Below are 15,617 nucleotides of genomic sequence, written 5' to 3' on the forward strand. Positions count from 1 at the left end.
CCCCTCGCACTAAGGTATATGTATACTTGAGCGCAATTGTAACTAGGATAAGGGTGTGTCTCTTACCTTGTGGTGTTACTACCATTTAGCAAATCATTATCTTAGCTACAAATAATATACAGATGGTCGAGCGTTTTAGTGCCCCATGGCACAAAACAGCTAAAGCAAAAAATTATAAGGCCATTACAACAATTCTTAAAGTTAGGAAGTAAATATGAGTTCAGCTCCAGATAGTGGTTGGTTTGGCCACCCTAAAGGACTTTCGACATTGTTCTTCACTGAGATGTGGGAACGAATGAGTTACTACGGCATGCGAGCGATGCTCGTATTGTTTATGACAGCAAGCCTACAAGAAGAAGGCCTTGCCTTTACGGTTGCATCAGCTGCTGCAATTTACGGTTTATACACAGGTGCCGTTTATTTCTTAGGCTTACCGGGTGGTTGGCTAGCGGATAGATTATTCGGTGGTCAAAAGGCCGTATGGTACGGCGGTATCATCATCATGTGTGGCCATATTATTTTGGCCGTGCCTCATGAGTATTCATTTTTTATTGGTTTGATCTTTGTTGCTACAGGTACTGGTTTGCTAAAACCAAATATCAGCGCAATGGTAGGCCAGTTATACAGCGATGCTGATGAGCGCCGTGATGGCGGTTACGCTATATACTACATGGGTATTAACTTAGGTTCTTTAATTGGTTACTACGTATGTGGCTACTTTATGGAAAACGTAGGTTGGCACTGGGCATTTGGTGCAGCTGCTGTGGGTATGGCTATTGGCTTAATCCAATATAAGCGTACGCTTAACAACCTACCAGAGCACAGTGCATTACCGGCTAACCCATTAAGCGCTAAAGGTGCATCTCGTGCATGGTTTGGTATTGCTGCTTTTGTTGTTATTGCCGCTGGTGTGACCGCTGCAGCAATGACGGGCGCAATTATTATTAACCCAACTGTTGTAGCAGGCTACACAGCTGTTGTGTTTACTATTATATTCTTTATTTATTTCGGGGTTATTTACTTTACAGGTAAATTAACAGCGGGCGAAAAACAAAGAATGTGGGCACTATTTTTAGTGTGTGTTGCCTCTGCGTGTTTTTGGTCTGGCTTTGAGCAAGCGGGTTCATCACTAAACCTATTTGCCCGTGATTACACAGATCGCCTTATAGGCACTTTTGAAATTCCAACTACGTGGTTCCAATCTTTAAACTCACTATTTATTATTGCTTTATCGCCATTTTTTGCCGCGCTTTGGATTAACTTATCTAAAAAGATGGTATCGCCTACTTACAGCGTAAAATGTGCAATGGGCTTAATTATTATGGCTTCTGGCTTTTTAGTTATGTTTATGGCCGCTCACTACGCAGCTGAAGGCTTAAAAGTAGCGCCATACTGGCTAGTAACAACCTACTTTTTACATACAGTGGGTGAGCTTTGTTTAAGCCCTGTAGCATTAAGTGCGGTAAGTAAACTTTCGCCGCGTCGTTACACAGGCCAAATGATGGGTGTATTTGTATTAACTTATTCAATTGGTAACATTATTGCTGGCTTACTGGCTGGTAACTTTGATCCAAATAACGTTGAAGAAATCCCTAACTTATACTTACAAATTGCCTTATTTAGCATTGGCGTAGGTATTGTTTTAGTGCTTATGAGCTTTAAAGCGAAAGTATGGGAAAAACAAGGCCTAGAAGAAAAAGCTGCATAATATTGCACGTTTAATTACGCGTAATACTAATTATAATTTCCCCCATAGCCGCTATGGGGGAAATTTTCTCAAATTTCTATATCACCTCGCTGTAAACTGGTATCATCTGCTGATTAATTTTTAACTAGTCTCAGGGACGCATTACATGCGCTTGTTAACTTTATCTCGCACCCTATTTTTAACCTTAAGCATTCTTTTATTATCTGCCTGTGGTGGTTCAGACGATCAAGTTACAACTAACCCTAATGATCCCGTTGAGCCTGAGCCTAGCGAGTTAACCGTATCTACAACTACAGGTTTAGATGTCAGCCTTGATGAAGGAAGCTTTTTACTGACTGTACCTGCCAATGCCGTCTCTCAAAACACTGAGCTTACCTACGAAAAAACAGTATTAGATGATGCAAATGCACTACTAAATATTATCTCAGATATACACCTACTCACCCCAAGTACGCTTTCTTTTAGTAACCCAATAACAATTACCATAAAAATACCTGATGATTACCAATTAGGTGGCCAACTATTTATTGCTAGACAATCTGGCGATGGCTGGGAAGTTATTGATAACTCTTTTGTTGCAGATGGTTTTGTAAGTGCGCAAGTAACAACACTGGGAACCTTCGCTATTATGATGCAGCGCAATGAGGCCTTTGCAGCTATAGGCCCAACATGTGATGCCACAGCCACAGAGCAATCGGTTAGATTTGTTCATGTTGCCGACCTACATGCGCGGTTCGGTTATGAGGAGCAATACTTTAGCCGCATAAAAGCCTACTACAACCAAGTACTTGCACAAACGCCGCATACCCTTTTTACCAACGGGGGTGATGACTACGAAAAAGGCACTGTTGCTGAGCAACTATCACAAGGTAGCGCTACAGAAGAAGCCATTAAAGCCATGCAGTTTGATTTACGTGTGGTAGGAAATCACGACTATGCATGGGGGCCAGAAAAATTATTAAGCTACTCGCAAGATGATAACGCCATAGTACTTGCCAGTAATACACGCTATGAAGGCGAACAATTACAAGATTTTGCCGCTGTAGGCTTTGCTAAAGTACAAGTAGGCTGTGTGACCTTAGGTGTCTTTGGTATGACCTCAGTACCTTGGAACGAGCTAGATGAACCGATAGATGATGAGCCTATACCTGACTTTATCAAACAATTTAAAATGAGCTGGCAGTGGCAACAAATAGCACAAAGTATAGTAAACCAATACCAAGGCGATGTTGACTACATGGTAATGCTAAGCCATTTAGGTGAAGGCTTAGACATTGATATGGCAACCGATGTAAGCGGTATTGATTTAGTGTTAGGCGGTCATACTCATGGCGGTGAAAGTTATAATACGCTCGAGAACGGCGCTGTGGTTATTCAGCCAGATTTTTACGCCAAAGGCATCACCGATGTTACTCTTACGTTTAACTTGCAAGATAAAACATCGCCAACAATAGATTACAGCACGATTGAAACTGACAGCATCAGCGAACGTGATGAACCAACTAAACTGGCAATTGATGAAATTATGGGCCGCTATGCGCCTGATGCAAACACAGAAATTGCTATTTCTGAAAACTACCCAAGTAGTTTAGAACTTGCAGAAATAACGGCTTTAGCTGCAGCCCATGCAAGTGATATAACGGCGGCCTTGCTTAACCCAGAATTAGTACAAACAAGGTGGACACCAGGGACCTTAACACAAGAAGACTTTCATAAAGCCTACTATGTTGAGCGTCAGCCCTCTAACACTCCTGGCTTTAATTCGTTATATAGCGTAACGGTTACAGGTAGCGATTTAAACACCATGTTTGCCAGTCAGCCAAATTGGTTTTTACTCAAACCAGATGATATACAAGCTGCGAGCACTTACCAGGTTGCGTTATTTAAAGGCGCAGCACTTAATCCTGAACTATTTTTTAGCGGTGTTACCTTTTCAAATGTAGAAGCTATTGACGAAGCATGGTGGTTACTCGATCAATATGCGCGTTTTAGAACAAGCCAATGCTTATACCTAGATACCGATAATCAACTCTTTTCATGTAATGAGCAAAGTAATGTCACAGTGTGGAATTTTGACGATGCAAATAGCCCTTTGGCAGCAGATTATGGCCCATCAGTATTGAGCTATTTTGACCCAGAACAAACAAACTGGGGCCCCGAAGAAACGCAATATAATACAACTCAAGCACTTGGTATTGCTGATTTTGCTGATGGCAGCTCAGGTGTAATGGCGTTTTCACGCCACGCCCCTACCGAGGGGTTATTAATAACCTTAAATACACCTGCCAATGGTGATTATGCAAGTGAAGGAATGGTTTCTGATTACACCTTAGTAATGGATTTATATTGGCCAGAAGAAGGCAAAGATATTTATCGCGCTATCATGCAAGCAAACACACAAGATTACCTCACTGATGATGCCGATATGTTTATCGACCCAACCGGCGGTTATGGTAAATCAACCAGTGATAGTGGTTACTTTGGACAAACAGAGCCTGAAAACTGGCACCGAGTTGCATTTGTATTTTATACCGCCCCCAGTAATGGGGTATTTGAAGTGTACATAGACGGCGAGCTTGCTGGTGTTAAAGAAGACGGTGAAATAAATAACACCTGGGCATTAACGTCATCTGTTTTACTCTTTACAGATAACAACTTTGAAACAGTGCCAGGTTATTTAAATTCACTTTTATATGCTGGGCGCGCCCTGACTCGAGACGAAATTAAAAGCATGGGCAGTGCACAATCAAAGCTGACATTTACCCCTACAACACGGGTATTAAACCAAGCTATTGAGCGCCATTACCAAGCAGCTCCAACCGTAAAACCTAACCTTTGGCTCGAGCAGCGCAACACGTTTTTTAACAACAGGACACAAAGCGTAAACAATTAAATACAAAAAACATTACGTAACTACATTTTTAAAAGAGGTTTTATTTTTATAAAACCTCTTTTTTATTTATTTATATCAATACCTTAAACTTTAATAAACGAAAAGCATCAAGCTAATACATGCTCGTTTACCCTAAAGCGTAAGGTCTAAACCTATTGACTAAGTAAACGTCTTATTAAATTTACAGTTTGCTCGAATGCTAAATCTGCTCCCCCTCTTCCCCAAACTTAAAATCTAGTTGATTATCTAGCTCAACACGACAACAACACATAATCGCAGTAGCAATATTTATTGCAGGAGTAATAAAAATGAGTGAAGCAAATAATCCACTAGGTTTAGTTGGTATTGAGTTTACTGAATACGCAACACCTGATACAGACTACATGGATAAGGTGTTTACTGATTTTGGTTTTTCAAAATTAAAAAAATTTAAAGGCAAAGATATTGTCTATTACAACCAAAACGACATTCACTTTTTACTAAATAACGAACGCGATGGTTTTTCTGCTGAATTTGCAAAAAGTCATGGCCCAGCAATTTGCTCTATGGGTTGGCGCGTTGAGGATGCACAGCATGCATTTGAAACAGCTGTAGCACGTGGTGCAAAACCCGCAACCGACTCAACCCATAAAGACTTACCTTACCCCGCCATTTACGGTATTGGCGATAGCCTGATTTACTTTATTGAGCAATTTGGTGATAAAGGGTCTATTTATGAGTCTGACTTTGAAGATTTATCATCACCTAATGTAGTTGAAGATAAAGGCTTTATACGTATAGATCACTTAACTAATAACGTTTACAAAGGCACTATGGAAACATGGGCAAACTTTTACAAAGACGTGTTTGGTTTTACAGAAGTACGCTATTTCGATATTAAAGGTCAAAAAACAGCGTTGCTATCGTATGCATTAAAATCACCCTGTGGCACCTTCTCAATTCCTATTAATGAAGGTAAAGGCAATAACAACAACCAAATTGACGAGTATTTAGGCGAATATAATGGCCCTGGTGTACAACATCTCGCGTTTTTAACTGACGATTTAGTTAGCTCGCTTGATAAGCTTGATAAATCGACCATTGCTACTTTAGACATTATTCCTGAGTATTACGACACTATTTTTGACCGTGTGCCGTGGGTTGCAGAAGATAAAGAAAAAATTCGCGAGCATCAAATATTAGTCGATAGCCAAAGTGAAAACTGCTACCTATTACAAATTTTCTCTAAAAACCTATTTGGACCTATTTTTATAGAAATGATCCAACGTGTAGATGATGGTGGTTTTGGTGAAGGTAATTTCCAAGCATTGTTTGAGTCAATTGAGCGAGACCAAGAGCGCCGCGGCGTTTTATAACTTTTTTGAGTAAATTAAAAGCAGCGATCTTCGCTGCTTTTTGTCGTTTTAATATTTAAAAAGTAGGGTGCAAGATACAAGTATGCTTAAATAAATGCATGCACCCAACATCAAACCTAAAGGATAAGTAATGAGCCAAATTAACGAAACCCACGACATTAATTTAACTAGCTGGGTAGAGTCGGCCAATATTAAAGGCTGTGACTTCCCGATTCAAAATTTACCTTTTGCAGAATTTCGTACTAAAAACACAAATGAAGAATTTAGAGGCGGGGTTGCTATTGGCGATCAGGTTATTGATTTAGCAAAATTGAGCCACTTAAACATTTTTACCGGTGATGCTAAAACAGCCCTAGATGCAGCAAGCGAATCAACACTAAATACATTTATGGGTTTAGGGAAGCAATACTGGTCAGCACTGCGCTTAGCGCTTTCAAAAGCATTGCGTGAAGGCGCACAGCAACAAAAAGAAATGCAAAGTACCCTTATTGCGCAAGCTGATATAGAGTTTTCGCTGCCGTGTCGTATTGGTGATTACACCGACTTTTATACCTCAATTTACCATGCAACCGCCGTTGGTAGCTTGTTTAGACCAGACAACCCGCTTTTACCAAACTATAAATGGGTGCCGATTGGCTATCATGGCCGCTCTTCATCTATTGATGTATCGGGGCAAACATTTCACCGCCCTAAAGGGCAAACTAAAGCGCCCGATGCAGATACCCCATCATTTGGCCCATGTAAACGCCTAGATTACGAGTTAGAGCTTGGTATTTACTTAGGCAAAGGCAATGCGCTGGGTGATGCTATCGCCATTGAAAACGCTGAAAACCATGTATTTGGTTTTTGTGTATTTAACGATTGGTCAGCACGAGATTTACAAGCATGGGAATACCAACCATTAGGCCCGTTTTTAGCTAAAAACTTTGCATCAACCGTATCGCCTTGGATTGTCACCACTGAAGCACTTGCACCTTTTAGAACTAGCTGGACACGTGATGAAAACGATCCACAGCCAATGCCGTACCTAGAATCTGCCGCTAATCGCGAACAAGGTGCATTTGATATTCAAATGGATGTTAAAATTCAGACTCAAAAAATGCGTGATGAAAACCACCAACCTACGCAGGTCTCTGCCTCAAGCTTCAAACATTCATATTGGACTGTGGCGCAAATGGTGACCCACCATACTGTAAATGGCTGTAACTTTATGCCAGGTGATATGCTCGGCTCTGGCACGCAGTCAGGCCCTACACATAAAGAAGCGGGCTCTTTATTAGAGCTTTCTCGTGGTGGTAAAGAAAAAATAACCCTGAGTAATGGTGAGCAACGCAGCTTTTTAGAAGATGGCGATAATGTAATTATGCGCGGCTGGTGTGAAAAACCAGGCTATGCCCGTATTGGCTTTGGTAGTGTAGAAAGCACAGTATTACCTGCTAAATAACTTATAGGTTATTGATATGTCCTAAATAAGCAAACACATTTGAGGACAACACATAGCAAATAAAAAAGCCACCTAGTTAAACTAGGTGGCTTTTTCGTATCTAAAGTACGGGTTGATTAAAGGTCTTTTTCAACCTCATCAAATAGCGCAGTAATATTTTGCGCTGGCTCTTTCGTCGCTAAGCTTACAACGACAATTGCAATACTTGCTAAAATAAAGCCTGGTACAATTTCGTACATGTAACTGCTTAAGCTTTGTCCATCAATCATAAATGGTGAGTAAATCCAAAACAGAACCGTACCAGCACCTACAACCATACCTGCTAGTGCGCCTTCAAAGTTCATGCGTTTCCAGTACAGGCTAAATAAAACCAGTGGGCCAAATGCCGCACCAAAACCTGCCCATGCATTACTTACTAAGCTTAATATTGAGCTATCTCTATCGTACGCTAAGTAAATAGCACACAAAGCGACTGCTGCTACACTAATACGCCCTACAGTAACAAGCTCTGTGTCGCTTGCTTCTTTGCGTAAAAACGTTTTGTAAAAATCTTCAGTTAACGAACTTGAACTAACAAGTAACTGCGAAGAAATTGTACTCATGATTGCAGCTAAAATAGCCGCCAATAAAAAACCAGCAATTAATGGGTGGAATAATAACTCAGAAAGAATTAAGAAAATGGTTTCTGGGTCTTCAACAACAATGTTGTTTTCGTAAGTGTACGCGGCACCAAATAAACCAGTACCCACAGCACCAATGGCTGCAACTATCATCCATGTCATACCAATACGGCGAGCCGTTGGCATATCTTTTACGCTACGCACCGACATAAAACGTACAATAATATGAGGTTGACCAAAGTAGCCTAAGCCCCATGCCATTGCCGAAATAATCCCTAATGCAGAGCCTGCACCTATCCAATTAAGCATATCGGGGTTAACGCTATGAAGTGTTGACTCTAGCGGTTGATCTAATAAAGAGTAAGCAACGGTCGGTACCAGTATCAAGGCAATAAACATAATACAGCCTTGCACAAAGTCAGTTAAGCTAACTGCTAAGAAGCCACCAAATAAGGTATATAAAACAACAACACCAGTGGTGATGTATAAACCCATTTCGTAACTTAAGCCAAACGAGCTTTCAAACAATTTACCGCCTGCTACAACACCTGATGATGTATAAAGCGTAAAGAACACAATAATTACTACCGCAGAAACTACACGTAAAAGGTTTGATTTATCATTAAAACGATTAGAGAAGTAGTCTGGGATTGTGATTGAATCGTTTGCTTTTTCAGTGTAAACACGCAAACGAGGCGCAACTAAAAAGTAGTTTAACCACGCACCAATAACCAAGCCTATTGCTATCCATGTGCTACTAAAGCCAGTAACGAACATAGCGCCAGGTAAGCCCATTAAAATCCAACCGCTCATATCCGATGCGCCAGCAGATAATGCTGCAACACTTGGAGATAAGCTACGTCCACCTAGCATATAACCCGAAACATCACTTGTAGACTGTTTGTATGCATAAAGTCCAATGCCAAGCATGACTATAAAATACAATACCAGTGAAATAATCATTCCTGTTTCCAAATTCGCCTCCACAAAGTTGTATAAAACAGGCTTTTAATCCTAATAATGACTCTTAAAATATTATAATAAAGACACTATTGGGGTAAAAACCATCCGTCTTGACTATACCATGCTTAAAGGTGATAACTCCAACTTGTTACACTGAAGTGAACAAAAAACAGCCGTATTGACTATTTAACCCTCAAACACCCGATATACGGTAAATTTATTTACATATATAGCTAATATTTAATAACAATTCATTAAATCAATAATAATTACCTAATGCTATTTCGAACGTTTTGCCATATATTATAGCCATTGCTAATAATTATTATTTTGTACGGAACTATTTATGTATTTTTATGCTGCACGCCAACCTATTTTAGACCGCGAAAAGGAGCTTGTTGGATACGAGTTATTATTTCGTGATGGCGTTGATAATGTATTTCCAGACATAGACGGTGACGAAGCAACAACTAAGCTAATCGAAGGGAGTCAGTTTAATTTTGGCTTAGAAGATTTAACTGGCAACAAACCCGCCTATATTAACTTTACCCTAGAAACCTTACTTAAAGGTTACCCTACTATGTTAGGGAAAGAGACGGTCGTTGTAGAAATCCTTGAAACAGTGCAACCAGGTAAGCGCTTACTGGCTATTGTTAAAGATTTAAAAGAAAAAGGCTACACCCTAGCGCTTGATGATTACATTCACCAACCAGTATGGCGCCATTTTTACCCATATATCGATATTATAAAAATAGACTTTTTAACCACTGATGAAAGTGCAATAAAAACCATAATTAACGATATTAAAGCCTATCCACACATCAAGCTTTTAGCTGAAAAAGTAGAAACCTATGAAGCTTATAATTTAGCTCTAGAGCTTGGGTTTGAATATTTTCAGGGGTTCTTTTTTTCAAAGCCTGAAATGGTACAAAGTAAAGCACTGCCACCATCAGAAATGGCATTAGCAGAGCTGCTTTACGAAACCTCATCTGTTGAAATGGATCTTAAAAAGATAACCGATGTGTTTGAACGTGATGTAAATCTATCATACAAATTATTGCGTTATTCAAACTCAGCTGCGTTTGCGCGCAGAGCCGAAATAAACACAATCAAACAAGCACTCATCGTCCTTGGCGCTAACGAAATTAAAAAGCTGTTATCTTTGTTATTTGCAGCGCAAGTTTCTGCCGATAAACCTGTTGAGCTAATTAGGCTTTCGCTAACACGTGCACGATTTGGTGAACTACTTGCTATTTCACACGGGCAGTTTAAAGATACCGGTATGGCCTTTTTAACTGGCATGATGTCGCTTATGGACGCCATTTTAGATGAAACCATGGAAAGCGTTATGCAAAAGCTACCGCTTTCTGCAGAGATAAAAGCTGCGCTATTGAATGACGAAGGCCTGCTTGCTCAGTATCTAAACTTGGTTAAGTTTTATGAGCACGCAGATTGGGAAGCCGCCAACGAAATTGCTAAACAGTTAAATTTAGGCGAAGAAGTTGCCAATGCATACCATGACGCCTTAACCTGGGTTAATGAGCAAATGCAGCTGATGGTCAAAGAATAATAAACATTAGGGCTTATTTAAGCTCAAAATACACATAAAAAATGCCAGCAATTGCTGGCATTTTTTATAGCTGTTATTTATAAGCTTTCTAAGAAGTCTTCATCAAAGTCTTCAGGCTCTTCTTTGATTGGAGGATTGCCGTCGTATAGCTCATAAAGCTGACGCTGAAAGTATATGTCTTTAACAAATAAATACGGGTCGAGTGAATCATTAAGTAAGCCTTCTTGCGGGATAAGCGAAGCACGAGCTTCAACCGCTTTAAGCGCAAAAACTAAAATAGTTTGAGGCGTAGTCAAGGCGATTTCTGGTAACACAAAGTTATCAACTACATCGCCTGTTAAGTTACGTGCTGTAGTCGGTCCCATTGCTGGCAGCATAATATATGCGCCGTCGCCAACGCCCCACACGCCCAATGTTTGGCCAAAGTCTTCATCTACCAGCTCAAGTCCTATTGAACTTGCAACATCAAAAATACCAAATACACCTACCGTAGAGTTAACTAAAAAACGCGCTAAACTCACGCCTGCGTTACCCGCTTTACCTTGTAGCCCTGCGTTTATCATATCAACAGGCGCACTAATATTATCGGTAAAGTTAACAATCCCATTGCGTACAGGTACAGGGGTCACTTCTACATACCCTACAGCCACTGGGCGTAAAATATAAGCATCAAGAATATCCATATTAAAGTCGTACAATGGGCGGTTAATGCTTTGTAGCGGGTCGCGCTCATCAACTTTGTTTTCTGGTACTTGTGCACATCCGGCTAGCACCAATAAACATAAAAAAGTAAAACTATGCTTTAACATCTAATGTCCTTAAGGTATTAATGTATCAATTTGAAGTTGGTAGTCACTTACGTTTTCACGTTGTAGTGTCTCAGAGTGACCCTCTAACTCACCACTACTTGGCATAACTGACTCATCGATTGAGATCCGCGCTGTGATCACAATATCTTTAGCACTTGATAAGTTTAACCCATCAACCATTGCATTAGCATCAGTGAGTTGCACCGTTAGCGGAAAGCTGTATTCATTTAGTTTAACAACCGCTAATGGCATAGGAGAGCCTTGAGCAGCCTTGGCAAAAATAAATAAAGTCCCCTGCTTAGGCTGCTTATCGAAAAGCTCATCCGCTAAGCTCACAGTAACACTAATAGCACTATTAGCAGAGACCGGCATTACAGAGCCCTCATTTTGGATTTGTTGCTCTATATCGGAAATACGCTGCGCTATCATTGAATAACGCGTATCGCTTTTATCCATGCTTGCAAGTAATACTTCAAACGCCGCTTTGGCTTGCGGCCAGTCCTTGCGCTCATAGGCAATAAGCGCTAATAAAGAAATAGCATCAAGGTTTGTTGGTTCAACCTTTAGCACTTTAGATAGCATACCCGCTGCACGCGTCATGTTCTCTTCGCTGCCTTCAAGCAGTAAAACTTGACTGTAGCTAATGAGTACTTGCATATTGTCTGGGTTCATTCGCAGGGCTTTATCAAACGATTGCTGCGCCATATCAAATTCGTTTAACGACATAGCCACACGTCCAAGCAGCATCCACGCAACTTCGTCATCGCCTGATTCACTAAGCTTAGTGCGCAGCGCTAAAGCAAACGCTTGCAACTCGTTTTGAGTTAGTGGCTCACCTTTTTGCATTACCGCACGCTCGCCATAATCTGCAAGGTTATCCATTGCATCATACCACGCTGCTATTTGCTGCTGGCTCCCTGTAAAGGTGTAAAAAACACCGGTGAGGGCTAATAAAAATGCTGCGCCTGTTAAAGCAAAAATACGGTTATTACCTTTGCTATTAAGCGATTTTTCTGGTGAAAGCTCGTTCAATAAACGACGTTTTAGCTCAATAACCGATTCACTGTGGCTTTGCGCATCAATACGTTGATTGTCTAAGTCGTTTTGCAGCTCAACTAAACGCTGCTCGTAAATGCTGATCAATTCTGCATTAGCATTGTGAGTAATGGTTTGCACGCGCTCTTTTTTTAAAAAAGGCAACATAATAAAAGCCAGTGCAATTAGTGTGAGTAAAGTAAAACACGCCCACATTAAAATCATTAATTTTGCTCCTGACGTTTATTTTCTGCAATTAACTTAGCAAGTTTTGCTTCATCATCGCTGTTCCAGGTTTGCTTAACTGACGCCTTACGCTGGCGAATTACAATAAAACCAAAACCCAAAATAACAATAAGTACAGGTAAAACCCAAAGTACTAATGTGGCTGGTGTTACAGGCGGATCGTAATGAACAAAATAACCGTATCTGTCTATCATGTAATCGATTACTTCGTCTTTTGTTTTACCTTCTTTTACCAACGCGAGTACCTTGTCGCGTAAATCTTTTGCAACAATGGCATCAGAGTCTGCAATATTTTGGTTTTGACATTTAGGGCACCTGAGCTCTTTGGTTAACTCTTCAAAGCGCACAGCTTGTTGGTTATTGTCAAACTGGTAGCGATCTTGCTCGGCATACACTGCCATACTTATAAAAAAGCTCAGGGTTAATAAAAACACTCGCATTAATTTAGCTCCTGCATAACAGGGGCAAATTTAGCACGCCATACGCGCGGGTTTAGATCCCCTGTATGGTGTAATAAAATTTTACCCGTTTTATCCACTAAAAATGTTTCAGGGGCACCCGATACACCTAAATCAAGTGACAAGGTACGGTGCAAGTCTAAAATATTAAATTGGTATGGGTCGCCAGCACGGCTGAGCATATCGCTCACATCGGTGCGCAAAGCCTGCATATCAAATGGGCCATCAAAATCGGCATCGTACCCTTGTACATAGTACAAACCAATAATTTTTACGCCTTGCTCGCGTAGCTTAGTTAAATACCCTAGTTCAACTAAACATGTAGGGCACCAAGTCCCCCATACATTAAGTAAATAAACTTCGCCTTTTAGGCTTTCATCTGTCCAGCGCTTATCATCTTGCATTAAATCAGGCAGGTTAAACGTAGGCATCGTTTGCCCTAGTCGTCCGGTTTGAATTTCACGCGGGTTGGCAAACAAACCTTGATACAAAAATACACATAAAAATATGAATATTAATAACGGTGCTAAAGCTAAAATTTTACGGTTCATTACGCATTCTCCAACGCTTTTTTGCGTGTACTTGCTGATGTACGGTAGCGTTTATCGAATAAAATCATAAACCCTGCAAGCGATATAAGTACACCGCCTATCCACATCCAACGCACGAACGGTTTGTGATAAATACGCAGTGACCATGCCCCTTTACTTAATTGCTCACCGAGCGCTAAATATAGGTCGCGAGTAAAGCCGGCATCAATTGCCGCTTCGGTCATAAATTGCATACCAATATCGTATTTGCGTTTTTCTGCATGTAACTCAGTCACTAGCTTATCGTTATTGAATACCGACACTACACCAGCATGCCCACTGTAGTTAGGGCCGCGTATTGATTTAACGCCATCAAATCGGTATTCGTATTGGTTAAGCGTGACAATATCGCCTTGCTTCATAGAAACATCACGCTCCACCGAGTACGCCGAAGTAAGTGTAACGCCTGCAATAACAAATGCTAAACCAACGTGACCTAGCACCATAGCCCAGTAGCTAATGCCTAAACGTTTAATGCCTTCTTTTAGCGTCCCGTGAACCGACGCCTTGGCGTATAAATCTATGGCAGTAGAGACTGCAACCCATACACCTAATGTGGTTGCTAATAATGTAAGTGGTTTTACGACATCGTAGCTTGAGAACAACCACGCACAGGTAATAACAACACTTATTAACACACCTATTAATACTTTATTTTGTAGTACAGCCCACTTGTTTTGTTTCCAACGAAGAAAAGGCCCTATTCCCATTAATATGGCAAATGGTACTAATAAAATGGCAAACATTTTATTAAAGAACGGTTCGCCAATAGAAATACTGCCTAGGCCCATTTCTTTATGCACCATAGGTAACAAAGTACCTAAAAGAACAATTAATGTGGCTACCACTAAAAAGATGTTGTTAAGCCATAAGGCCACTTCGCGTGATACAAACTTGTAACGGCCTTCGCTTTTAACTTGTGATACGCGCAGCGCATACAACGATAAACCGCCGCCAACAACAATGCCTAAAAAGGCTAGAATGAATAAACCTCTATCGGGGTCAGTGGCAAATGCATGCACCGATACAATAATGCCTGAGCGAACAATAAAGGTGCCTAATAAGCTTAGGGAAAATGCAGCGATGGCAAGCAGCACAGTCCACGATTTAAATACACCGCGCTTTTCTGTCACGCTCAAAGAGTGCAATAAAGCCGTAGCGACTAGCCAGGGCATAAGCGATGCGTTTTCTACCGGATCCCAAAACCACCAGCCACCCCAGCCAAGCTCAGAGTAAGCCCACCAGCTGCCTATGGTTATTCCTAAACTTAAAAAGCCCCAAGCAGTCATCGTCCATGGGCGAGACCATTTAGCCCAGGTGTTATCAAGTTTACCTGTTAAAAGTGCTGCAATAGCAAATGAAAACGCAACCGATAACCCCACATATCCCATATACAGTAATGGCGGATGAATGATCATACCTGGGTCTTGTAGAAGCGGATTTAAATCACGCCCTTCAACAGGGAAATACGGCAGTAAGCGTTCAAATGGGCTTGAAAGCAGTAGTGTGTACATCATAAAACCGACACCTAAAAGGCCAAGCACACCTAAAACACGTGCACGCAACACCCAAGGTAGCGATTTAGAACGCATAGCAACCACGGCGGTCCACCCTGCTTGCATTACAAGCCATAGTAAAATAGCGCCTTCGTGCCCACCCCACGTAGAGGTAATTTTATAATACCAAGGCAACGTACTACTTGAATGATACGCCACATAAGATACCGTAAAGTCATCTGTTAAGCTGGCATAGATAAGCGCAGCAAACGAGAGAAGTACAAAAGCAAATTGCCCAACGGCTAAAGATGGGGCCGCACGCATTAAACGAAGATTACCGGTATGCGCGCCCCACAGCGGAAAAATACACAGTAAAACGCTTAGCACCATGGCAAGCGTTAAAGAAAAATAACCAAGTTCTGGGATCATA

General features: G+C 41.0%; 11 protein-coding genes. 5 read left to right on the forward strand and 6 right to left on the reverse strand.

Annotation, left to right across the window (positions count from 1 at the left end; genetic code table 11):
• Positions 1-214: 214 nt before the first annotated feature.
• From CWC04_RS15010 to fahA, 4 genes are all read left to right on the forward strand, one after another.
• Positions 215-1,708: a peptide MFS transporter gene (locus tag CWC04_RS15010; protein WP_024032295.1), complete on the forward strand. Its 1,494-nt coding sequence runs from the start codon at positions 215-217 to the stop codon at positions 1,706-1,708.
• 145 nt (positions 1,709-1,853) lie between these two features.
• Complete coding sequence (locus tag CWC04_RS15015) at positions 1,854-4,601, forward strand: metallophosphoesterase (RefSeq protein WP_138685808.1); 2,748 nt, start codon at positions 1,854-1,856, stop codon at positions 4,599-4,601.
• Positions 4,602-4,909: 308 nt separating this feature from the next.
• Positions 4,910-5,956: a 4-hydroxyphenylpyruvate dioxygenase gene (gene hppD, locus CWC04_RS15020; RefSeq protein WP_138685809.1), complete on the forward strand. Its 1,047-nt coding sequence runs from the start codon at positions 4,910-4,912 to the stop codon at positions 5,954-5,956.
• 130 nt (positions 5,957-6,086) lie between these two features.
• Positions 6,087-7,400 (forward strand): fumarylacetoacetase, encoded by a 1,314-nt coding sequence (gene fahA / locus CWC04_RS15025; RefSeq protein WP_138685810.1) that lies wholly within the window; start codon positions 6,087-6,089, stop codon positions 7,398-7,400.
• Between the two features lie 116 nt (positions 7,401-7,516).
• Here the strand turns inward: fahA and putP are convergent, their stop codons facing one another.
• Entirely contained in the window at positions 7,517-8,995 is a 1,479-nt protein-coding gene (putP, locus tag CWC04_RS15030) for a sodium/proline symporter PutP (RefSeq protein ID WP_054983014.1), read from the reverse strand.
• A gap of 334 nt (positions 8,996-9,329) precedes the next feature.
• Between putP and CWC04_RS15035 the strand changes: the two genes are divergently transcribed.
• Positions 9,330-10,553 (forward strand): EAL and HDOD domain-containing protein, encoded by a 1,224-nt coding sequence (locus tag CWC04_RS15035; RefSeq protein WP_126007824.1) that lies wholly within the window; start codon positions 9,330-9,332, stop codon positions 10,551-10,553.
• Positions 10,554-10,630: 77 nt separating this feature from the next.
• On the opposite strand, the gene CWC04_RS15040 is transcribed toward CWC04_RS15035, so the two are convergent.
• From CWC04_RS15040 to CWC04_RS15060, 5 genes are read right to left on the reverse strand one after another with little or no spacing between them, the layout of a single operon-like run.
• On the reverse strand, positions 10,631-11,362 hold the full coding sequence (locus tag CWC04_RS15040) for an MlaA family lipoprotein (protein WP_138685811.1): 732 nt from the start codon (positions 11,360-11,362) through the stop codon (positions 10,631-10,633).
• A gap of 9 nt (positions 11,363-11,371) precedes the next feature.
• Positions 11,372-12,622 carry a c-type cytochrome biogenesis protein CcmI gene (gene ccmI, locus CWC04_RS15045; RefSeq protein WP_138685812.1) on the reverse strand — a complete coding sequence of 417 codons (1,251 nt, stop codon included), beginning with the start codon at positions 12,620-12,622 and terminating at the stop codon, positions 11,372-11,374.
• The gene (locus tag CWC04_RS15050) at positions 12,622-13,083 is read right to left on the reverse strand and encodes a cytochrome c-type biogenesis protein (RefSeq protein ID WP_004588327.1); all 462 of its coding nucleotides are present in this window, start codon (positions 13,081-13,083) and stop codon (positions 12,622-12,624) included. Before CWC04_RS15050 ends, ccmI begins: the two co-directional genes overlap by 1 nt.
• Positions 13,083-13,652, reverse strand: a complete 570-nt coding sequence (locus CWC04_RS15055) for a redoxin family protein (RefSeq protein ID WP_138685813.1) — start codon at positions 13,650-13,652, stop codon at positions 13,083-13,085. Before CWC04_RS15055 ends, CWC04_RS15050 begins: the two co-directional genes overlap by 1 nt.
• Positions 13,652-15,616, reverse strand: coding sequence for a heme lyase CcmF/NrfE family subunit (locus CWC04_RS15060; RefSeq protein ID WP_138685814.1), 1,965 nt, complete (start codon positions 15,614-15,616; stop codon positions 13,652-13,654). Before CWC04_RS15060 ends, CWC04_RS15055 begins: the two co-directional genes overlap by 1 nt.
• Position 15,617 lies beyond the last annotated feature (1 nt).

The organism is Pseudoalteromonas sp. S2893 (assembly GCF_005887105.1).
In the GTDB taxonomy this organism is placed as follows: Bacteria; Pseudomonadota; Gammaproteobacteria; order Enterobacterales; family Alteromonadaceae; genus Pseudoalteromonas; species Pseudoalteromonas atlantica.